The organism is Mesorhizobium sp. NZP2298, assembly GCF_013170825.1.
Lineage (GTDB): Bacteria > Pseudomonadota > Alphaproteobacteria > Rhizobiales > Rhizobiaceae > Mesorhizobium.
In genome coordinates this window covers 3022027-3041396 of sequence record NZ_CP033365.1, presented here as the reverse complement: position 1 = coordinate 3041396, position 19370 = coordinate 3022027, and the positions used below count along the sequence as shown (strand labels likewise).

At 66.2% G+C, this 19370-nt stretch carries 12 protein-coding genes; 5 read left to right on the top strand and 7 right to left on the bottom strand.

What is annotated here, in order from left to right:
• Window positions 1-17: 17 nt before the first annotated feature.
• From EB231_RS14695 to EB231_RS14685, 3 genes are read right to left on the bottom strand one after another with little or no spacing between them, the layout of a single operon-like run.
• Window positions 18-1241 carry a GNAT family N-acetyltransferase gene (locus EB231_RS14695; RefSeq protein WP_172349433.1) on the bottom strand — a complete coding sequence of 408 codons (1224 nt, stop codon included), beginning with the start codon at window positions 1239-1241 and terminating at the stop codon, window positions 18-20.
• Between the two features lie 9 nt (window positions 1242-1250).
• Complete coding sequence (locus EB231_RS14690; protein WP_172349432.1) at window positions 1251-2552, bottom strand: lipopolysaccharide biosynthesis protein; 1302 nt, start codon at window positions 2550-2552, stop codon at window positions 1251-1253.
• On the bottom strand, window positions 2549-3718 hold the full coding sequence (locus EB231_RS14685) for a glycosyltransferase family 4 protein (protein WP_246741019.1): 1170 nt from the start codon (window positions 3716-3718) through the stop codon (window positions 2549-2551). Before EB231_RS14685 ends, EB231_RS14690 begins: the two co-directional genes overlap by 4 nt.
• Before the next feature lie 416 nt (window positions 3719-4134).
• On the opposite strand from EB231_RS14685, the gene EB231_RS14680 reads away from it, so the two are divergent.
• Window positions 4135-5304: a DUF1972 domain-containing protein gene (locus EB231_RS14680; RefSeq protein WP_172349430.1), complete on the top strand. Its 1170-nt coding sequence runs from the start codon at window positions 4135-4137 to the stop codon at window positions 5302-5304.
• Window positions 5301-6572, top strand: coding sequence for a glycoside hydrolase family 5 protein (locus EB231_RS14675; RefSeq protein WP_172349429.1), 1272 nt, complete (start codon window positions 5301-5303; stop codon window positions 6570-6572). The genes EB231_RS14680 and EB231_RS14675 overlap by 4 nt, the downstream gene beginning before the upstream one ends.
• 79 nt (window positions 6573-6651) lie before the next feature.
• Here EB231_RS14675 and EB231_RS14670 read toward each other — a convergent pair whose 3' ends face one another.
• The 3 genes from EB231_RS14670 to EB231_RS14660 form a co-directional block, all read right to left on the bottom strand.
• Window positions 6652-10011 carry an autotransporter outer membrane beta-barrel domain-containing protein gene (locus tag EB231_RS14670; RefSeq protein WP_172349428.1) on the bottom strand — a complete coding sequence of 1120 codons (3360 nt, stop codon included), beginning with the start codon at window positions 10009-10011 and terminating at the stop codon, window positions 6652-6654.
• A 240-nt stretch (window positions 10012-10251) separates the two neighbouring features.
• Window positions 10252-11613, bottom strand: coding sequence for a VpsF family polysaccharide biosynthesis protein (locus EB231_RS14665; protein ID WP_172349427.1), 1362 nt, complete (start codon window positions 11611-11613; stop codon window positions 10252-10254).
• 1 nt (window position 11614) lies between these two features.
• The gene (locus tag EB231_RS14660) at window positions 11615-13744 is read right to left on the bottom strand and encodes a GumC family protein (protein WP_172349426.1); all 2130 of its coding nucleotides are present in this window, start codon (window positions 13742-13744) and stop codon (window positions 11615-11617) included.
• A gap of 283 nt (window positions 13745-14027) precedes the next feature.
• On the opposite strand from EB231_RS14660, the gene EB231_RS14655 reads away from it, so the two are divergent.
• Window positions 14028-15551 carry a glucosamine inositolphosphorylceramide transferase family protein gene (locus EB231_RS14655; protein ID WP_172349425.1) on the top strand — a complete coding sequence of 508 codons (1524 nt, stop codon included), beginning with the start codon at window positions 14028-14030 and terminating at the stop codon, window positions 15549-15551.
• 88 nt (window positions 15552-15639) lie between these two features.
• Window positions 15640-16848 (top strand): FAD-dependent oxidoreductase, encoded by a 1209-nt coding sequence (locus EB231_RS14650; protein WP_172349424.1) that lies wholly within the window; start codon window positions 15640-15642, stop codon window positions 16846-16848.
• A gap of 276 nt (window positions 16849-17124) precedes the next feature.
• Here the strand turns inward: EB231_RS14650 and EB231_RS14645 are convergent, their stop codons facing one another.
• Window positions 17125-18186: a LacI family DNA-binding transcriptional regulator gene (locus EB231_RS14645; protein ID WP_172349423.1), complete on the bottom strand. Its 1062-nt coding sequence runs from the start codon at window positions 18184-18186 to the stop codon at window positions 17125-17127.
• Between the two features lie 139 nt (window positions 18187-18325).
• Between EB231_RS14645 and EB231_RS14640 the strand changes: the two genes are divergently transcribed.
• Window positions 18326-19357: a hydroxyacid dehydrogenase gene (locus EB231_RS14640; RefSeq protein WP_172349422.1), complete on the top strand. Its 1032-nt coding sequence runs from the start codon at window positions 18326-18328 to the stop codon at window positions 19355-19357.
• Window positions 19358-19370 lie beyond the last annotated feature (13 nt).

The following is a 19370-nucleotide window of genomic DNA, read 5'->3' as shown; positions in this document are numbered from 1 at the left end:
GTTCAGGCCCGCCTTCGTCATCCCCCACGAAGACGCCGCAAACCCCGCATCATCCCCTGGGCCGCGCTGCGCAGCCGGGGGTTGGAACGCACGAAGGCCTCGGTCCGGTTGCGGAGCTCGATGGCGGTGCTCGCGACACTGCCCCGCACCGTCAACCCATGGCGAAGCTCGGCCAGCACCGAAGCCTTGGCGCCCATACGTTCCTTGTAGCTCTGGTCGCCGACCGACAGGTCGAAATAATCGAACCGCCGCTCGCGCGCCCAGCCTATCAGCCGGCCCATGATCAAGAGGCCCGGCGAGACGTTGGGCACCACGCTCTGGTCCATGGCTATCAGCAGAGCATGAACAGTCCCTTGATGGACCACCGCATATTGGACGGCGATCAGGGCATCGCCGACGCGCAGCCCGAAGAGCCGCACCGATCCGTCCGGCAGGCCCTGCAGGGCGGCGTTGCGGTAGAAATCGACAACCGCCTCCTGCGTCAGCAGGTCGAAGCGGCCAAGTTCGCGAAAACGGCTGAGCCGCATCCGGATCAGTTCGCCGAAGAGCTGCTCCACCTCGGCCTGCGTGGCGGCCTCGACCAGTTCCACGCCGCCGAGCCGTTCGAGCCGCCGCCAGTCCTTGCCGAATTCCTTGACGAAGGATGGCCTGCACAGGCGCTTGAGGACGGTTTCCGGCTCGCCGTCGATGGCCAGGCCGAAGGTGGTCTGCAACGAATCGCGCGTCGCCGGAAGCAGCGCCAGCGGATTGGCGACGCCGTCGATCCGCCGCGGAATTCCCAGGATGTTGACGCGGTCCGCCGCCGGCAGCACGGAACGCACCGCCGCCCACGCGGCCTGCGCGGATTGTGCCGTCCACGCGCTCGCATCGGCCAGCAGCGGTGCCGAATAGTCGCAGACGCCGCAGCTCAGCCATTCGATCACCCGATGGTGGAAGGCTGGCCGCAGCATCAGCGGCACCAACATCAAGGGCGCGCCCGTCACCGCGTTGTTCACTTCAACGATGAGCGGCTCCGCGCCTGCAGGCATCAGCCGCGCCACGATCCCCTCCACCCACGCGAAATGCTGGTGGGCGGTGCAGACGCCATCCGTCTGGAAGCGCAGCCAGAGCGGCCTGACCGTTTCGAGGCTGGTGTGCAATCGCGCCGTGTAGGCGTCGTTCGCGGCGACGATGGCGGGATGAGAGGCCTGCCCGTCGGGCAAGTCGGTCGCCGCGGCAATGTGCAATGCCTGGTCTGTCACATCCCTCTCCTATCGCTTTGCCGCGGCGAACGTGACCGCCCGCCGCCAGGAGCCCAGGCGGCTGTGCCGCTGCTGGTCCGGATGCTCGATGTTCCACATGCGGTGATGCGCGAAATACCATGATGCCACGAGCACGAAGGTCTCGGAGACCGCCGAGCCCAGCAGCGCCCATGGCGGGGACGCGACGGCCAGCAGGATCGCGATCAGCGCCAGCCCGACGATCGCGCCGCCCATGGTGATGAAGGCGACGATCCGGAAATCACCGAAGATCTCGAGCACGATCCGGGGCATGATGTAGAGCATGATCGGCACGAAATTCGCGATCGCGAAAAGCCCGATGAACCCGACCGAGGCATCCTGCAGAGCCTGGGATTTTATCATCGGCAGGACGAACATGATGGCGCATCCATAGGCCAGGCCGCCGAGCCCCATGACGAGCGACCAGATCTTCGCCTGCGTCCAGACGCGGCGCGTTTCGTTGTTCTGCATCAGCTTCGCGAGTTCCGGCTGCGTCATGTTCACGAAGGCAAGGCTGATGATGCGCAGCGGAGCAAACAGCACGAGGACCGCCGCCAGCGGCGCGTAGGCGGCCGGTCCGGCAATGCCCGCGACCAGCAGCGCCAGGGATTGCCCCTGGATGTTGGTGGTGGTCGCGCTGAAGCCCGACCAGCACAGCTGGCGCCAGAGCTTGGTGTAGCGCCGGCGCGTCGGCATGCGGAAACTGACGCGAACCCTGCGGCCCGCCAGCCGGACCAGGACGAAGATGCCAAATAGGTTTGCCGCCGCGAGGGCGTAGAACACGGTCTGCAGCACGTCCCTGGCGAACCAGATCGCAGACCCGGCGAGCACGGTGCCGGCGATCGTGAAGGCGGCGTCGCTGATGGAGACGACCACCTGCTGGCGACGCGTGAAGAATGCCGTTCGCATATGGCTGCGCAGCGACCAGGCGCCGACGAAGCAGCCGGCGGCAATGCCGCTTGGGTCGCCCAGGAGATGCATCAGAATAGCCGTGCCGGCGGCCATCAGCAGCGCCACGACCAGCGCCGCCGTCCCGAAGGCCACGTCATGGGCATCGACGCCGGCCCTGTTGCTGCTCTTGCTCATCCATATCGAGGCGGGGACGGCGGTGAGCGACCTGATGTAGGAGAGGCCAACGCCGCCCATCACCATGGCGAGGGCGAAAAGGCCGTAGCCTTGCGCCGACAGCATGTGCAGCAGCGCGAGGTTGAGGGCGAAGTGAAAGCCGCTCTGCATTGCCTCGCCGCCGATCATCAGCACGAGGCGCCGCACCAGATGGACGGGGAACTTCACGGCTGCGTCTCCGCCTGGCGGGTGGTAGCCGCCTTGCCTGGCCTTGCCATCGCCGCCTTCAGCTTGTCGGCGGCGATCGCGGCGATCGCCGCGGCCGCGACCGGCTCGCTGAACACCGTCTCGTAGCGCTTGCGCCCGGCGGCGACGAACCCGCGCCAGGCTTCAGGGGCGAGGACGATCTCCTGCAACTTCGCGGCAAGCGCGGGAGCATTGTCAGGCGGAACATGCCAGCCGGTCTCGCCGTCGCTGACCACCTCGACAAGTCCGCCGATCGCCGACACCAGCGGCGGCCGGCCATAGGCCATCGCCTCGATGGCGACGCGGCCGAGCGATTCCGGGCGTCGCGACGGCACGGTGACGATATCGGCCCAGCGATAATGCTCGGAAGGGTCGGATATGAAAGGCAAGGTGCTGACCTGGTCGGCCAGCCCCATGGTCCCGACGAGTTCGGCCAAGGCGCGCTCGCGCTCGACGCTTTCGAAAGCGCCGCCGACCAGCCGCACCTCGATCCTCGACTTCAGCTCCGCCGGCATCGAGGCGATCGCCTCCAGAAGCACTTCCTGGCCCTTGATCCGGTTGATGCGGCCAAGCAGCAGAACCCGCAGCGGGCGTTTGCCGTCATAGGTCATCGCTTCGGCCGCCGGCGGGCCGGCAACGCCGTTGTAGACGACGTATGAGCGCGCGGATTTGGGATCGCCGAACGCGGCGCGTGTGGCGCGCGAGTTGAAGATGAGATCGGCATGGCTCCAGTGCATCAACCCGACCAGGATCCGGCGCAGCACGCCTTCGGGAATCTCGTGGATGTGCAGCAGGGCTTTCGTCGGCAGCAGGCGCGAGGCCAGCGCATAGTCGGCGACGATCGAGGTGTTGACGTAGACGAGGTCGCAATCGCGCAGGCGCCGCCATGCCCGCCACAGCGCGACCGGCAGCCGCGCCATCTCGATGGTCGCCAGCCTCAGCATCGCCTGGCGCCGCAGCACCCAGAGCGGTTCGAAGACGATCCGGCTGGCATGAGGCTCCAGGATCTGCAGGATCGGCCCGCTGCGCGGCAGGACCACTTCGATGTCGGCGGACGGAAACGCGGCGCGCAGCGCCGCCACGCTCTCCGCGAAGCTGCGGTCGGAGCCGTAGAGTTCGTAGCCTTGGTGGATGCAGGCAATCCGCATCTTCACATGCATCTTTCTGTCAGGGGTGGTGTGACGATCCCGCCGCCTGACGCTACCGGCGGCCGGAAACACCCCTTTGGACTTCACTGGTTGCGAGTGTGGTCGTGAACGGGATCACCACACCAATGCTGCACGCCCTCCGCCGATTCCGGCGCGCAGAAGTCCATCAGCAAGGATCATACCGGGCTAATATACCCATCCGCGGGCCGACTGGCCCCGGCATTGCCTCGTTTCGATACACATACGTGCGGAAAGTTGACCGATAGTGAAACAACTCCGGCGGTTGGAAGAAATATTTTACAACCCCAGTGCGATGATGGCCGGAACTGAGTCTGGCATGGATATCGCTAGGCTGCGGTTCTGAGATGACACAGCCTCGCGTCACGGATCGAGCGGACCTGAAAGTACCAGCAGTCATGAAACCGGAACAGCCTTCCATCCTGATCCTGGGGACGCGCGGCATTCCCGCGGCCCATGGCGGCTTCGAGACCTTCGCCGAGAAGTTGGCCCTTTTCCTGGTCGCACGCGGCTGGAAGGTCGGCGTCTACTGCCAGGAAGAGGTCGAGCGGGTCGACCAGCGGGTGCGTCTCGACAGCTGGCGCGGCATCGACCTGATCCACATCCAGGTCGCCTCGAAAGGCCCGCGCGCGACGCTGGAATTCGACTGGCAGTGCGTGCTCGATGCAGCGCGCCGGCCCGGTGTCTGCCTGGTGCTAGGCTACAATGGCGCGGTCTTCCTGACCTGGCTCAGGCTGATGCGGCGCAAGATCATCACCAATATGGACGGCATCGAGTGGCGCCGCCCGAAATGGGGACCAGCGGCGCGCACCTGGTTCTGGCTCAATGAATGGATCGGCGCCTGGGCTTCGCACCGCCTGGTCGCCGACCATCCTGTCATCGCCGATCACCTGGCGACGCGCCGGCCGCGCAGCGCCATCGCCACCATCACCTATGGCGCCGACCCGGTGACATCGGCACCCGAGGCGCCGGTACGCGCGCTCGGGCTCGAACCTGGAAAATACCTCATCTCGATCGCGCGCATCGAGCCCGACAACAACATCCTGCCCATCGTCGAAGCCTTCTGCAGCCAGAAACGCGACATGAAGCTGGTGGTGCTGGGCACGCTCTCCGACCAGAATCCCTATCATGTCGCCATCCGCAAGGCGGCGAACGCCTCGGTGGTCCTGCCCGGCGCCATCTACGACCAGGCGGCGGTGAAGGCGCTGAGATATCATGCGCGCGCCTATATGCATGGCCACACGGTTGGCGGCACCAACCCGTCGCTGGTCGAGGCGCTGGCCGCCGGCAACATGGTGATCGCGCACGACAATCCCTACAACAGGTGGGTCGCCGGGGCCGCCGCCGTCCACTTCACCGATACGCAGAGCTGCGCCGAGCGGATGCGGCAGGCGATGGAGGATGACGCGCTGGTCAAGGCCTGCGGTGAAGCCGCCAGGACGCGCGCCCGCGAAGCCTTCCGCTGGGAGGATGTGCTGCTTGCCTATGAGGATGAAGCCTACCGGCTTCTCGGCGTGACATCAGAGCGGACAGCCGCGATCGACCGCCCCTCGCCCGGCGCCGTATGACGGGCTGGTCGCGGCGGCGGTTGCTGCGCACCGCGCTGTCGACGGCGCTGGTGCCCGCGGCGCTGGCGCAGCTTCCCGCGCGGTCCGCCTTTGCCGGCGCCGGCGAATGGCGTTTCCGCCGTGGCGTCAACGCCTGGCCCTGGTTTGCACTGACACGCGAATTCCCCGCCCCGCGCACCGACTATGACTGGCCGCCCTTCCAGTCGCAGCGGCCGGTGCCAACCCCAGACGACCTAGGTCGGCTGCGCCAGACCGGGCTCGATTTCATCCGCCTGCCCGTCGATCCCGGCCCGTTCCTGGCAGCCGACGCCACCACGCGCGGCAAGTTGCTGGATATGCTGGACGCCGCCGTCACCGCCACGATCGACGCCGGTCTCGGCATCATCGTCAACGTCCAGGCCAACGGCGCCACCCATTACTGGAACCCCGACCGCATGGTCTCCAGCACCGCGGCACCCGAATTCGCGGCCTATCGGGCGCTGGTCGGCGAGCTTGCCGGCAGGCTGGACCGGTTCACGCGGGGCATGGTGGCGCTGGAGCCGGTCAACGAACCGCCTCAGTCCTGCGACTCCAATGTCTGGTCGCAGGTCCAGGCATCCCTGCTGACCGCGGCCAGGGCGTCATCCCGGGCCTTGCCGCTGGTCGTCACCGGCGGCTGCGGCTCGATGGTGAGCGGGCTGGCCGCGCTCGATCCGGCGCCGCTGGCGGCCTACGAGCCGATCCTGTTCACCTTCCACTTCTACGAGCCCTATCTGTTCAGCCACCAGGGCGCGCCGTGGATGCGCGAGCCCGTCTACCGCGCGCTGAACAACGTGCCGTGGCCGGCCTCCGCCGGTTCGCTCGAACGGACGCTGGCCTCCGTCCGGGCGCGCATGGCCGCGGATACCGAGACCTCCGAAGCGGACAAGAAGGCCGCCTATGCGGAGACCGAGCGCGTGCTGAAGGTCTATTTCGACGCCCGGCCCGACCGCTGGTTCATCGACAAATATCTCAGCCAGGCGCGCGACTGGGCAGACAGAAACGGCATCGCGCCGCAGCGCGTCATCATGGGCGAATTCGGCGCGCTGCGCACCGACGCGCGTTATGTGGCAGCACCCAACCCCGACCGCGCCCGCTACATCGCCGATGTAAGGCAGAGCGCCGAGGCCGCCGGCTTTCCCTGGGCGTTCTGGGACCTCTTCGACGGCATGGGCATGATGGACGACACCACGCGCGCGCTGGATCCGGCGATGGTCGAAGCACTTGGGTTGAGGATGCCGGCGGAATAGCGCGCCGACCGTCGAGATTGAGCTTCCCCCTTCGTCACCCTAGCGCGAAGCAAGGAGCGACGCGGCGCGGTGCCGCCCCTCAAAACACCATCTTCACCCCGACATTGGTGTCGATGCTGGCATTGTTGTTCAAGGCCGTGCCGTTGACGGCGCCGTAGAGCGAGACGGTGTCGCTCATCTTCCAGTTGCCGCCGAGACCGAAGCTGATGCCGAAGAGGTTGCTGTCGCCTTCCGCCACGGTCGAGGCGATGCCGAGAAGGCTGACATCCGTGCCCGAGCCCTGGACGCGCTGCAGGGCGACGACGCCGAGAGTGGTGAAGAGGCTCCAGCGCTCATTGTCGAATTGAAGCTTCGCCAGCGCCCGCTCCTCCAGGAAGCCGGTATAGTGCGAGGACACCGTCATGTCGGCGCTCGAGCCGGTTTCGCCATAGCCCTCGGCGTCGACGCCGAGATAACGGACGCGCAGTTGCGGCGTCAGGCTGGTGCCGGGCTGCAGGGCGACACGATAGCCAAGGGCGAGCTCGGGCGATACGAAAGTCGAGCCATAGTCGCCGCTGGCCGTTTCCGTGGCGAGGCCGTTGGTGACCATGCGCTCGGAACGGTTCTCGGCATAGCCGCCAGTAAGGTTCCCCTCGACAAAGGCGGCACCGGGCGACCAGCTGCCATAGAGCCCTGCATAGTACCATTTGGACTTGAGCGAGGAATTGCTGTCGGTCTCGGTGCGGCTGTCCGCGAGGCCGAAGAAGCCGCCGAGGCGCAGCGTGTCCGAGACGCGATGATCGCCGCCGAAGGCAACGCCGACGAAATTCATCCAGGAGTCTGCACTGGCCGCGTCCTGCGAAGCCACGCTCCGCCCGGCCAGGACACGCGACCAGACGATGTTGCCGGCAGCATCGCCGACAGCCCCGTTCGAGAAGCCCGAGAACGCGTTGTCCTGGCCTGAGCCGGTCAGCGCCGCGGAGGTAAACCTCCGATCGACGGCATTGTCGTCGGCATAGGCGAGCGCGCCGCCGGAGGAACTGGCGCCGGAGGAACTGGCAATGGGCAAGGACGACGGCGACAGTGACAGGGCGTCGCTGGCGAGGCCCGAGAGCGAGCGGGTGATGTCGAGCGCGCTGCGCGCGCCGGCCTGCACCGCGGAGCCATCGGCGACGATGATCTGGTGTCCCTTCACGACATAGGCGCTGCCGCCGGTGACGATCGTGTTGTCAGCGGCATCGTAATTGGCGACGTCGAGGATCCAGCTGCCACGGCTGAAGCGGGTGGTGTTGCCGGTGGTGCCGGCATAGTCGATGGCACCATCGAAGCGAGCACCCTTGTCGAGGCCGATGCTGTTGCCGTCCTTGTTCAGCAGGACCGCGGCAGCACCGCCCGAGATCAGGCCTGTATTGGTGAGCGTGAGCAAGCTGCCTGCGTTGATGCCGTATTGGTCGCCGGCGATGGTCCCCGAATTGTCGATCGTCGTCGTGGCGACCATCGATGAGACGCCCACGTTGCCAGTGATCGTGCCACTGTTCGTCAGCACCAGGGATGCGCCGGAAAGTGAGCTGTAAGCACCGATGCCAACGCCGAAATAGGCCGCACCGGCGATCGTTCCGGCGTTGTCGATCGTCGTCGTGGCGACCTGTGCATTGACGCCGAAGCCGCTGGTGATCGAGCCAATGTTGGTCAACAGCAGAGACGAGTCGGCGCTTCTGCTGAAAGCATAGACGCCAGTACCGAAAGCGCCCGTGCCGGTGATGGTCCCCGAATTGTCGACCGTCGTCGTGGCCACCTGCGCGTTGACGCCGAAGTAACCGCCGGCGATCGCCCCGCTGTTGGTCACCGCCAGGGACGCATTGGCAAGCGCGCTGAGCGCAAAGACCCCGGAGTCGCCTGTGCCGGTCATGGCCCCCGAATTGGCGACCGTCGTCGTGGCAAGCTGGGAATTGACGCCTTCATAGCCGCCTGTGACCGTGCCGCTGTTGGTCAGCGCCAGGGACGCGTCGGCAAGTGCGCTGCGGGCAAAGACGCCGGAGTCGCCTGTGCCGGTCATGATCCCCGAATTGGCGACCGTCGTCGCGGCCACTTGCGAGGAGACGCCGGACACGCCGGTGATCGTGCCGTTGTTGGTCACCGTCAGGGATGCGGCGGCGGCGGCGTTTTCGGCATAAACGCCGGCATCGTATACGCCGGTGATGGTGCCCGAATTCGTGATTGTCGTTGTGACAAGCTGCGAATCGACACCGTACTCGCCGGTGATCGTGCCGCTCTTGCCGTTGGTCAACGCCAGAGACGCGTTGGCGGCCGCGCTGTCCGCGTAGACGCCAGCGCCACCCGTGCCGGTAATGCCTCCGGAATTGTCGATCGTCGTCGTTGTGACCTGCGAGGACACACCGAACGTGGCGGTGATCCGGCCGCTATTGGTCAACGCCAGGGACGCGTTGGCGTCGGTGCCGTCGGCAACGATGCCCGTGCCATAGACGCCGAAATTGTCGATGTTGCCCGAATTGGTGATCTTCGTGGTGACGCCGTGGGCCGCGACACCATCCCAATCGCCCGAATTGCCGATGGACTTGATCCAGCCTGAATTATCGAGGGTCAGATCTCCATCGGTTGAAATGGCCGCCGAAGAGCCAGAAATCGTACCGGAATTGACAATAGTCGCACTGACAGTGCTGAGACTATTGGAGGCGGTATAGACTCCGATGTCGCCGCCGATCGTGCCGCTGTTGGTCAAGCTGAAAGAGCCGACGGAAACGTTTTTTACGTAGACCTCCGCGTGGATGCCATAGCCGCTGTCGCTCCAGATCAGCCCCGAATTGGTGATCACGGTGGTGCCGCCCCAAGCCCTGACAGCCGTGCTGTTGGTCGATGGGTCGGTGTCCGTGACGATGTCGCCCGAATTGTCGAGGGTCAGGTCGCCGATGGCCCTGAGCGCGAAGTAGCCACCCGAGATCGTGCCGGAATTGGTCGCCTTCACCGTGTAGCCGTCGATGCCGAATGACTGCCCCGCCATGACCCCGGTGTTCGTCAGGTCAAGGTAGTGGTCCCCATCGAGGGCGTAGATGCCTTCGATCCTGCCATCGTTGACGATCGTGGTGAGGCCACTGGGGCCTACATTTATGGCTCCTCTCGATCCAAAGATGGTGGCGCCCAAGCGATTGGTCAGGGTCAGCGTTCCTTGCAACCTGATTGCCGAGAAGGAGCTGCTGATCGAGCCGGCATTGTCGATCGTCGTGGTGTCGGTGCTCGCCGTATCCCCAACGCCGCCTATCATGCCCGTATTGGTGTTGGTCAGGTCGACAACGCCGCTCGTGGTGACGAAGCAGATCGCCGTCGCATTGGTGTAGGCCTGGTTGTCGAGGGACAACTGAGGGCAGCTGGCTCGCGCCACCGCAGGTGCGGCGAGGAGCGCGAGGCTCGATGCGGAGGCAAGGAAAAACGGCTTGATCGGCACGGGGCGGGTCTCGAGGGCTGGAACCAGATTGTCCCACCCTTGCCATGAATCTCCTGCGTAATCTTCTCGTTCCAGGGGACCGCGTCAGACTTTTTCTGGGCGGACTTTTGCGACCGGGTCGCCTGGAACCCATGCCGCGAACATCAAATGAGGCAACGGTCGAAACCTGACGTGTTGCGCCTGACGATGGCCCCTGGGAGAAGCGCTGGCACGGATGACGAGGCGCGGGGGAATCTGACGCTAACGACGCAGCGGCAAGCCCTTTGGCTGACCATCCCCCGGTCCGCGCACTCCTTGCCTCACCACCCCCCTCGTCGGCCGATACAGCGCCAGCGCGATCACCACGAATTTGGTCGTGAGCGTCGTCTTCGACGCCAGGCTTTCGGACGTGTTGAGCAGGATCAGCCAGCCCAGCATCAGCAGCCAGATGCCGGCATGGCAACGGCGCGCCACTTCATGCATGAACAGCGCGAAGCCGACGAACAACAGCAAGGTGAAGAAGGCGCCCTGGTAGAGGACCATGCGGATGATGGGGTTCTCGATGCCTTGCTCGAGGCCGCTGATGCGGCGCAGGCTCTCGATGAGGTCGATATCCGGCCCCACGATCACGTCGCGCAATTCCAGATGATTGAAAAGGTCGAACATCTCGACGCGGGCGTTGGCGCTGCCGGAGTCCGACACGAAGCGCTCGAGCAGCGCGTCGAAAAAGCCGTAGGACGCCGCCACCGCGATGACCACCGGGACCAGCGCGGCAAGGATGAGGCCCAGGGCCGCGCCAAGCAGGTTGACGCGCCCCGTGCGCAAGCCGCGAAGGCCCTGGATGAGCAGGTAGCAACCGCCGAGCAAGATGGTCAGCACCATCGCGGAGCGGCCGCCGAAGGCGACGAGAGCCGCGCATTGCAGGCCGATCAGCCCCAGCCGCAGCGGCACGGACAGCGATTTCGAGCCGGAGAGCAGCGCCAGCACATAGATCGAGGTGACCGTGGCATTGGACAGCGGATGGCCCTGAAGCGCCGTCGAGCGCAGGTCGGTCATGAACGCTTCGCCGTCGAGGCGATAGGGAAAGATCAGCGTCTTGGTGGCGAACTCGAACAGGGCCAGCAGTGCGTTCACGGTCATGATGGCGTGAACCACGGTCTGCATCCGGGTGAATGTCTTCTCGTCGTCCTCGGCCAGCATCATCACCAGCAGCGCCGGCGCCACGAACGTGTCGATCATGCCGGCCATGCCGGGGCGCTGGCGCGCGATGACGACGACCAGCAGCACGATCGAGATGACCGCCATCAGCGTGCTGGCCGGCCGCCGGTCGGCGATGGCCACCATGTAGCCGACCGGATTGCCGAAGGTGCAGGCGCGCCAGGCAAACACCAGCACGAGCAGATAGGTCGACGGATGGATCTTGGTGGCGGGGTTGCCGGTCAGGCCGTCGTAATTATAGCCCACCAGCCACAACATGCCGCCGGAGATGGCGAACAGCAGCGCCACGACCGCGACCAGGCCGAAGCGCGTCACCCAGTCGACGGAGTCGGCGCGGGGTGCGGCCGCGACCTGACCCGAACCGGCCCAGCCGGCTGCCGGGTTGGCGGTCCGGATCGCGGCCATGTCAGGCCGCCTCGTCGACCAGCAAGGCGCCGGTCGGCAACCGCCCCATGACGGAAATGGCCTGCGAGGCCGTCGTGACATCGCGCATCGGCGTCGAGTTCAGTGTCGCGACCATCACGATCTCGTCGACCATGGCGACCAGCGGCGAGGCGTTGAGATTGTCGGCCAGCGCGCCGCCGTCGACGACGACGAGGTCGAAATTACGGCCCGCCTGCGCCAGCATGTGCTGCGTGAAGTAGACGGCCTGCGCCTCGGAAAGGACGGCCTTCTGTCGGCCCCTGCCCAGCACCGCGACATTGCTGCCGGCCGTGTACTGGCTCAGCGACTCGAAGGCATATTCGCCGCGCAGCACGTCGAGGAGACCGGGTTGCGGCTCCTTCTTGCCGCCGGCATTGTTGGTGTCGATGAACAGGACACGGCTGCCCCTGGCCGCCGCCGCATTGGCGAGCAGGCGCGCCACCCTGCCCCGTTGCGCGGCGTCCTCGGGCGGCGATGTCAGCAGGATGGACGGCACCAGCGGCCAGTTCGGCGGACGCCGGCTGGAGGCGAAAAGGCGCCTCAGCGCCAGGCCCGCGACCGCATCCGTTTTCTGCCCGGCCGAGGCGGCCGCGCCGCCGAAGGGCCACCAGCGGCGGCGCGCCGATTTCGCCGGCAGAACGCCAAACACCGGCGCGTCGATGGCCGATTGCATCTGCGCGCTGGAAAGCACGGTCGGCGAGGAATATTCCGCGATCAGCGCCAGCGCGGTGCCCAGCCCCAGCCCGCCGAAGAGGGCGCCGAAAAGCAGCAGCGGCAGCGGCGGCCAGCTCTTCTTCAAGGCGGGCATGGCCTGCGAGATGATGCGCGCATTGGTGCTGTCGACGTTGATCTGCTCGCGCGTTTCCTGCGCCCGCTGCAGATAGGTGGCGTAGACCGAGCGCACCGCCTCGAGGTCGCGCTGCAATTCACGCAGCTTGACCGACGCCTGGTCGGTGTCGAGCGACTTGCTCTTCATGCCGGCGACCTTGGCCTCCAGCGCCTGCTGGTTGGCCAGCGCCCGTTCGTAGTCGGTCTCGGCGGCGGCACTGATGCGGCCGAGTTCGCGCGCGATGAGGGCGCGCGTGTCGCGCAGCTGCTGCTGCGCCGCGATCATCGAGGGGTGGCGCGGCCCGAGTTCGGTGCCAAGCTGCGAAACCTGGTCGACAAGCGTCGCCTCCTGCGCCCGCAGGCTCGATATCACCGACGAGCGCATCGCTTCCGAGGTCGCGTCCGGCGCACCGCCGGACCGGCGCAGCTGGTCGACCTGCGCCTTCAGCGTCGCGGTGCGGCTCTGCGCGGCGGAAAGCTGCGTGTTGATCTCGGTCAGTTCCTGGTCGCTGACCAGATTGCCCGCCGCCATGACCATGTTGTGGGCGGATTTGTAGGCCTCCACCGCGTTCTCGGCCTGCTGGACGCGCTTGCGCTGTTCGTCCAGCCGCGCGGTGATGGAATCGGAAGCGTCGGTGGCCATCTTCGCGCGCGCGCTCGCCTGGTCGGCGAGGTAGGCCTGCGCGATGGCATTGGCGAGCTTCGCCGCCTTGTCGGGGCTCTTGGCGGTGACGATCACATCCAGGACCAGCACCTTGTCGGCCCGCTTCACCGCCAGCCGCCGGCGCAGCGCATCGAGCGTCTTTCCGGTCCTGTCGGTTTCGGCCGACCCCGAACCCAGCAAGCCGCCAAGCAAACGGCCCACCAACCCGCCCTGCCCGTTGAATTCCGGATCCTCGGTCAGGTTGGTTGCCTCGATGGCCCTGAGCAGCACGCCCGTCGACTGGACGACGCTGACCTGGCTTTCCACCATGGTGATGCCGCCATCGGGCGGAACGCGGCTCGGATTGACGTCGTTGGTGACCACCTGCAGGTCTTGCGGGTCGATGATGATCTCGGCCACCGAACTGTAGAGCGCCGGCGTGAACAGGCCGTAGAGCAGCGTCACAAGGGTCAGTAGCGCGGCGGTGGCGAGGATCAGGAAACGACGGCGCACCAATATGCGCTTCAGGTCACCCAGCTCGACGGTCGAGGATGCATAGGACGCCGTCGGCGCTGGCTCCGGGGCGTATTGCGTCACCTCTGGAGCATGTTGTTGCGGCAACGAGAGCAGGGATGATTGCAAAGGTCGCTCCGACAACACTCCATGTGCCTGCAAGATTAATTGCGGCCTCAGCCTAGCTATTCCTCCAACTGTTAAAACACTGTTAATTATGTTGGGAGCTCTCCTGATTTTTGGCACGGAGTTTGCCTGATAAAGGCACGAGCGTGGTGACGCGGGCGCAGGCGAGCAGGAGACGGACGCAAATGGGGCAACATTTCACTTCGACCCATCCGTCCGGGCCTCTCGCGTGTCCAATTTTCGAACACCGGCCAGATGCCGAACGTCGGAATGCCAGGGGTGCGACATGCGGGTGAGCCTGCGCCTGGACAGCGAGCGCGTCCGTGCTTTTCACCTGCTGCTCCTGCAGCGTCTGGCCGAGCTGGCCCCGGTCGAGGTTTCCGTCGACGCCAGGCCGGCCGGGGGCGGCATTCCAGGCAGCGCCACGGCGCTGTTTCAGCTTGAAACGGCCATCCATGGCCTGCCGGCGGACGGGCTGGCCAAGCGCCTGCCGCTTTCGGCTTTGGCGCCCTACCGGACGCAGCCGCCCGCCTCTCCTGATCTGGTGATCGACCTCTGCGGCGACGTCCGCCTGGAAGGAACGCGGGTCTGGCGCGTGACCTATGACGGCGCCGCCGGCGAAGCGGCCCTGCTGGCGCTGATCCTCGACGGCCGCACGCCGGTCGCCCGCATCGAGGAGAACGGCGCCGCCGTCGCCGAAGGGCGCCTGGGCACCGAATATGGCGGCATCGCGCTTGCCTCGTTCCAGGACATGCTGGCGCGCACGGCAAGCCTGATCGTCGCGGCGATGCCCCCGTCGGCAATGAATGGCACGGCGCGCACCGTGCCCGTCCTGCCTGAACCGGCGCAGGCCGGCGCCTCGCCGCGGATACCCTCCACCGCCAGGCTTGGCATCAGGGCGGGCAAGGCGCTGGCGCGACGCGTCGTCCAGAAGATCTATCACCTCTGCTACAATGCCCCGCACTGGAAGGTCGGCTGGCGCCAGACCAATGGCCGCGACCTGTTCGACCTGCGCGCCCATCCGGCAACGGGCTGGCAGGTGCTGCCCGACGATGGCAGCCGCTTCTACGCCGATCCGTTTCCGATCCTCTACCAGGGACAGGTAACCCTGTTCGTCGAGGACTATATCCACCGCCTCGGCAAGGCCATCATCTCCGCCGTGCCGTTTGGCCCATCGGGGCCGATCGGACGTCCCGAGCCGGTGCTCGACCTGCCCTATCACCTCTCCTACCCCTTCGTCTTCGAGCGCGACGGCGAAGTCTGGATGGTGCCGGAAAGCTGCGCCAACCGCACGGTCGACCTTTACCGTGCCACCGCCTTCCCCGGCGGATGGGTCAAGGAGGCGACGCTCTTGTCCGACATCGTCGCCAGCGACGCTACGCTGGTCGAGCATGGCGGGCGCTGGTGGCTGTTCGCCACCGTCCGCGACGGCGGCGGGGCCTTCTCCGACGCGCTGTATCTGTGGTCGGCGCCGGATTTTCGCGGACCCTGGACGCCGCATCCCAAGAACCCCGTATTGGTCGACATCGCCTCGGCGCGGCCGGCCGGCCGCATGGTCAAGCGCGGCAACGACCTGCTGCGCCCGGTGCAGGATTGCCGCAGGAGCTACGGCGCCGCCCTTGGCATCGCACGCGTCGCTCACCTTGATGTGAACGGCATGGAGCAGGTGGTCGAGACCATCTTAACCCCAGGCGCGCTATGGAATGGGCGCAAGTTGCACACGCTCAACGAGGCGGGCGGCCTGGAATTCATCGATGGCTCGGCGATCGCGCCGCGCTGGAAACAGGAGAGGCGCCCACCATTAACCTAAACATTGGTTACCACCAGCCACCCGTGCTGGTTGCTTGAGGTTGATATGGGCCCGGAAGATAGTTCCACCAGAGATTGTGGAGACGGAAATGACTAGCATAGAGGGCGTCGACATGCCCCCCGCCGAGGCTACCCCGACTGAAGTCGACGTGGCGATCATTGGCGCCGGGATGGCCGGCATCACCCTGGCAACACTGTTGGGAAACGCCGGCCGCAAGGTGGCGCTGATCGATCCGCACCGCGTCCATCACGACGAGTTCCGGGCCGAGAAGATCGGCGCGAACCAAATGCGACTGTTCGAGAAGCTCGGCCTCGACAAGATGGTCATGCCTCTCGTCACCCCGTTTACCGACGTCGATGTCTTTCGCCTCGGCCAGTTCTTCGCCCGTGAAAAGAAGTGGGAATACGCATTTTCCTACGGCGCGCTGATCAACGGCCTGCGCGACGCCTTGCCGCCGCGGGTGCCGTTGACGGTCGGCAAGGTAACCGAGGTCTCGACCGGACCGGACCGGCAGCGGCTGGTGCTGGCCGACGGCAGCGTCATCAATGCCCGCCTGCTGGTGGTGGCCACCGGCTACAGCGAGGCGGTGCGGCGCGCCATCGGCGTCGAACGCATCGAGCTGTCGAAGGCGCATTCGCTGTCGATGGGGTTCGACCTCGCCATTGCGCCGCGTGATTGCGCCTATCGGGCCGTCACCTCCTACGGCAAGCGGGCCTCGGACCGCGTCGCCTATCTCACCGTTTTTCCCATCGGCGACAGGATGCGGGCGAACATGTTCGTCTATCGCACCGTCGCCGACCAGTGGACGCGGGATTTCCGCGCCGATCCGCAAAAGATGCTCTGCGAGCTGATGCCCGAAATATCGGCGCAGTGCGGCAACTTCGAAGTGGCGAGCCCCGTCGAGGTCAGACAGGTCAATCTGACCATGACGCAAGGCCATCGTCGCGATGGGGTCGTCTTCATTGGCGATGCATTCGTGACGACATGCCCGACGCCGGGCGTCGGCATCGGGCGGGTCATGATCGACGTCGATCAGCTCCATTCGGTTCACATTCCGCGCTGGCTGGATACGCCAGGCATGGCGGCTGACAAGATCGGCGCTTTTTATGACGACCCGGTCAAGGTGGCTTCGGATGAGGAAGGTATGCGTGTGAGCGTCTACGCCAAGCAGATCACCACCGAAACCGGGCTGGAATGGCGCGTGCGGCGCCTGCGCAACAACACGGCACGTCAACTGATGATCATCGGCCGCAGGATGCGTCATCTGGGACCGCGGCGGGCGCCCGGCATCGCGTGAGGGGCCAAAAAGCAAAAGGCGCGATCGAGCGACCGCGCCTTGCGTTTCGGCAGGTGAATGCGCCAGACCGCTCAGGGCGGCGGCGTCGCACCTGATGATGGGCTCGCCTGGGCCGTGACGGCCGAAAGCCGCTCACGCTTCTGCCAGCTTGGCTTCTCGTATTTCTTCACCGGATAGTGCCCTCCGCGTTGGATACCGCGCCATAAAAAACCGCTTCGGCGCGCGATGTCAATTGTGCGAGCCGCCTCAGGCACGGCGCTATGGACGATGCGGCTGCTATTGTCGGTCCCCTTCCCCGGAAGGCGGGCCGCTGCCTGGCGAGCCAACGGATTCCCGCATCAAGACCCGGCAAGGTTCGAGCCGCGCCGTCGGCGGTCCCTCCTTGCCTTCGATCCTGGCAAACAGGGCGTCCATCGCGTGGCCGGCGATCTGGCGCACCGGCTGGACCACGGCGGCGATGGCCGGCCATGTCGCCTGCATCCATTCGGCGTCGTCGAAGCCGACCAGCGAAATGTCGTCGGGGCAGTGCCAGCCGCGACGGCGGAATTCCGACAACGCCACCAGCGTGCCCTTGAGAAACAGCGAATAGACCGCCGTCGGGCGCTCGCCTTCTGCAAAATAGTCGCGCAACCGTGCCCTGAGCGGCTCGACATCGGTTTCGGCAAGCACGACGTCGATGCGCACATCCGGCGCCAGTCGCAGCGCGGTGGCGCGGAACCCGTCGAGGCGGGCGCGCACCGTCGCCGCCTGCTCGCCGAGGCCGACGACCAGTATGTGGCGGTGGCCCTTGCCGAGCAGCTCGCGCGCCACTTCGGCGCTGGCCGAGGCACTGTCGGCCGACACCGTGTCGAAGGCATCGTCGGACAACACGCGGTCGATCAGCACGCCGGTCATGCCGTTGGCCTTCATGAATGCGGCCGCCGGGCCATGCTCGTTGCGCACCGGCGCCAGCACCACGCCGGCGACGCGCCAGTCATGCATGCGGGCCAGGATCTCCGTTTCGCGCGCTTCGGATTCGCGGCTCGACGCCGCCACCAGCGTGTAGCCGCGCTGCTCGGCGAGGCTCTCGAGCTGGGTGAGCATCTGGCCGAAGAACTCGCTTTCGAATTCCGGCATGATGGCGCCGATGATGCGGCGCCTGGCCCTGCGCATGTCGGAGGCCAGCGGATCCACGCGGTAGCCCAATTGCTCGACGGCATCGAAGACGCGTTGCGCATTCTCGGGCTTCACCGTGGTGACGCCGGCCATGACCTTGGAGACGGTGGCGGCCGACACGCCGGCGCGGCTCGCCACATCGTGGATCGACGGACGCCGCGGCTGGTCCTGCCTATGTGCCATGGCTCGTCCTCCCGAGGCGCGGCCAGAGGCATATTCTTGTCCGCCGAGGACATGAATAATCGATTTTTGCGAGTTGTAAATCGGTTCACGCGAGGTGATTATTGCCGCGAGAGCGCGGGTCGCGCCGGGAGGAATCATCATGTCGAACAAGGATTTGCCGCTGGTGATCAGCGCGCCGGAACCACGCACGCTCGAGCTGATCTTCACGCCGCCGCAGCTGGCGCGCTTCAAGGCGGAATACCGCGTCGTTGAAACCACGGCCGATGGCGTCGCCAGCCTGCCGGCCGATGTGCTGGCGCAGGCCCGCTACATCGTCGGCCAGCCGCCGATCGCGCCCGGAACCCTCGACGCCATGCAGGCGCTGCGCTGCGTCTTCAACGTCGAGAGCAACCTCCTCAACAACATGCCTTACGAGACGCTGTTCGCGCGCGGCATCCATGTCGTCACCACCGGCCTCGTCTTCGCCGAGCCGGTGGCCGAGCTTGGCCTTGCCATGGCGCTGAACCTTGCCCGCGGCATCGTCGACGCCGACCTCGCCTTCCGGCAAGGCAAGGAGTTGTGGGGCGGCGACGGCAATTCGACGGCACGGCTTCTGTCGGGCGCCGATGTCGGCATCGTCGGCTTCGGCGATCTCGGCCGCGCGCTGAACCGCCTGCTGTCGGGCTTCCGCACCCGCACGCGGGTCTTCGACCCCTGGCTGCCGCCATCGATCCTGTTCGACAATGGCGTCGAGCCGGCCTCGCTCGACGAGGTGCTGTCGCGCAGCGACTTCGTCTTCGTCCTCGCCTCGGTAACCTCCGAGAACCAGGGTTTTCTCGGTGCCGATGCCTTTGCGAAAATGCGCAAGGGCGCTGCCTTCATCCTGCTCAGCCGCGCCGGCGTGGTCGACTTCCCGGCACTGATGGCGGCGGTGAGAAGCGGCCACATCGTCGCCGCCAGCGACGTCTTTCCGGAAGAACCGCTGGCGCCGGACCATCCCGTGCGCACCCTGCCCGGCTTCCTGCGCTCGGCCCACCGCGCCGGCGCGCTCGACATCGCCTTCAAGCGCATGGGCGACATGGTGCTGGAGGACATGGACCTGATCGACCGCGGCCTGCCGCCGCTGCGCTCCAAGCGGGCGGAGCGCGAGACGGTGTCACGCATGCGCTCGAAGCCGGTGGACAGGAACTGACGGAGAAAGAGCG

What these genes read in the sequence shown, in the direction of transcription:
- EB231_RS14685 (WP_246741019.1), bottom strand. Translation starts at nt 3,718, where the DNA reads ATGCGGATTGCCTGCATCCACCAAGGCTACGAACTCTACGGCTCCGAC.
- EB231_RS14680 (WP_172349430.1), top strand. Translation starts at nt 4,135, where the DNA reads ATGAAACCGGAACAGCCTTCCATCCTGATCCTGGGGACGCGCGGCATT.
- EB231_RS14675 (WP_172349429.1), top strand. Translation starts at nt 5,301, where the DNA reads ATGACGGGCTGGTCGCGGCGGCGGTTGCTGCGCACCGCGCTGTCGACG.
- EB231_RS14665 (WP_172349427.1), bottom strand. Translation starts at nt 11,613, where the DNA reads ATGGCCGCGATCCGGACCGCCAACCCGGCAGCCGGCTGGGCCGGTTCG.
- EB231_RS14655 (WP_172349425.1), top strand. Translation starts at nt 14,028, where the DNA reads ATGCGGGTGAGCCTGCGCCTGGACAGCGAGCGCGTCCGTGCTTTTCAC.
- EB231_RS14650 (WP_172349424.1), top strand. Translation starts at nt 15,640, where the DNA reads ATGACTAGCATAGAGGGCGTCGACATGCCCCCCGCCGAGGCTACCCCG.
- EB231_RS14645 (WP_172349423.1), bottom strand. Translation starts at nt 18,186, where the DNA reads ATGGCACATAGGCAGGACCAGCCGCGGCGTCCGTCGATCCACGATGTG.
- EB231_RS14640 (WP_172349422.1), top strand. Translation starts at nt 18,326, where the DNA reads ATGTCGAACAAGGATTTGCCGCTGGTGATCAGCGCGCCGGAACCACGC.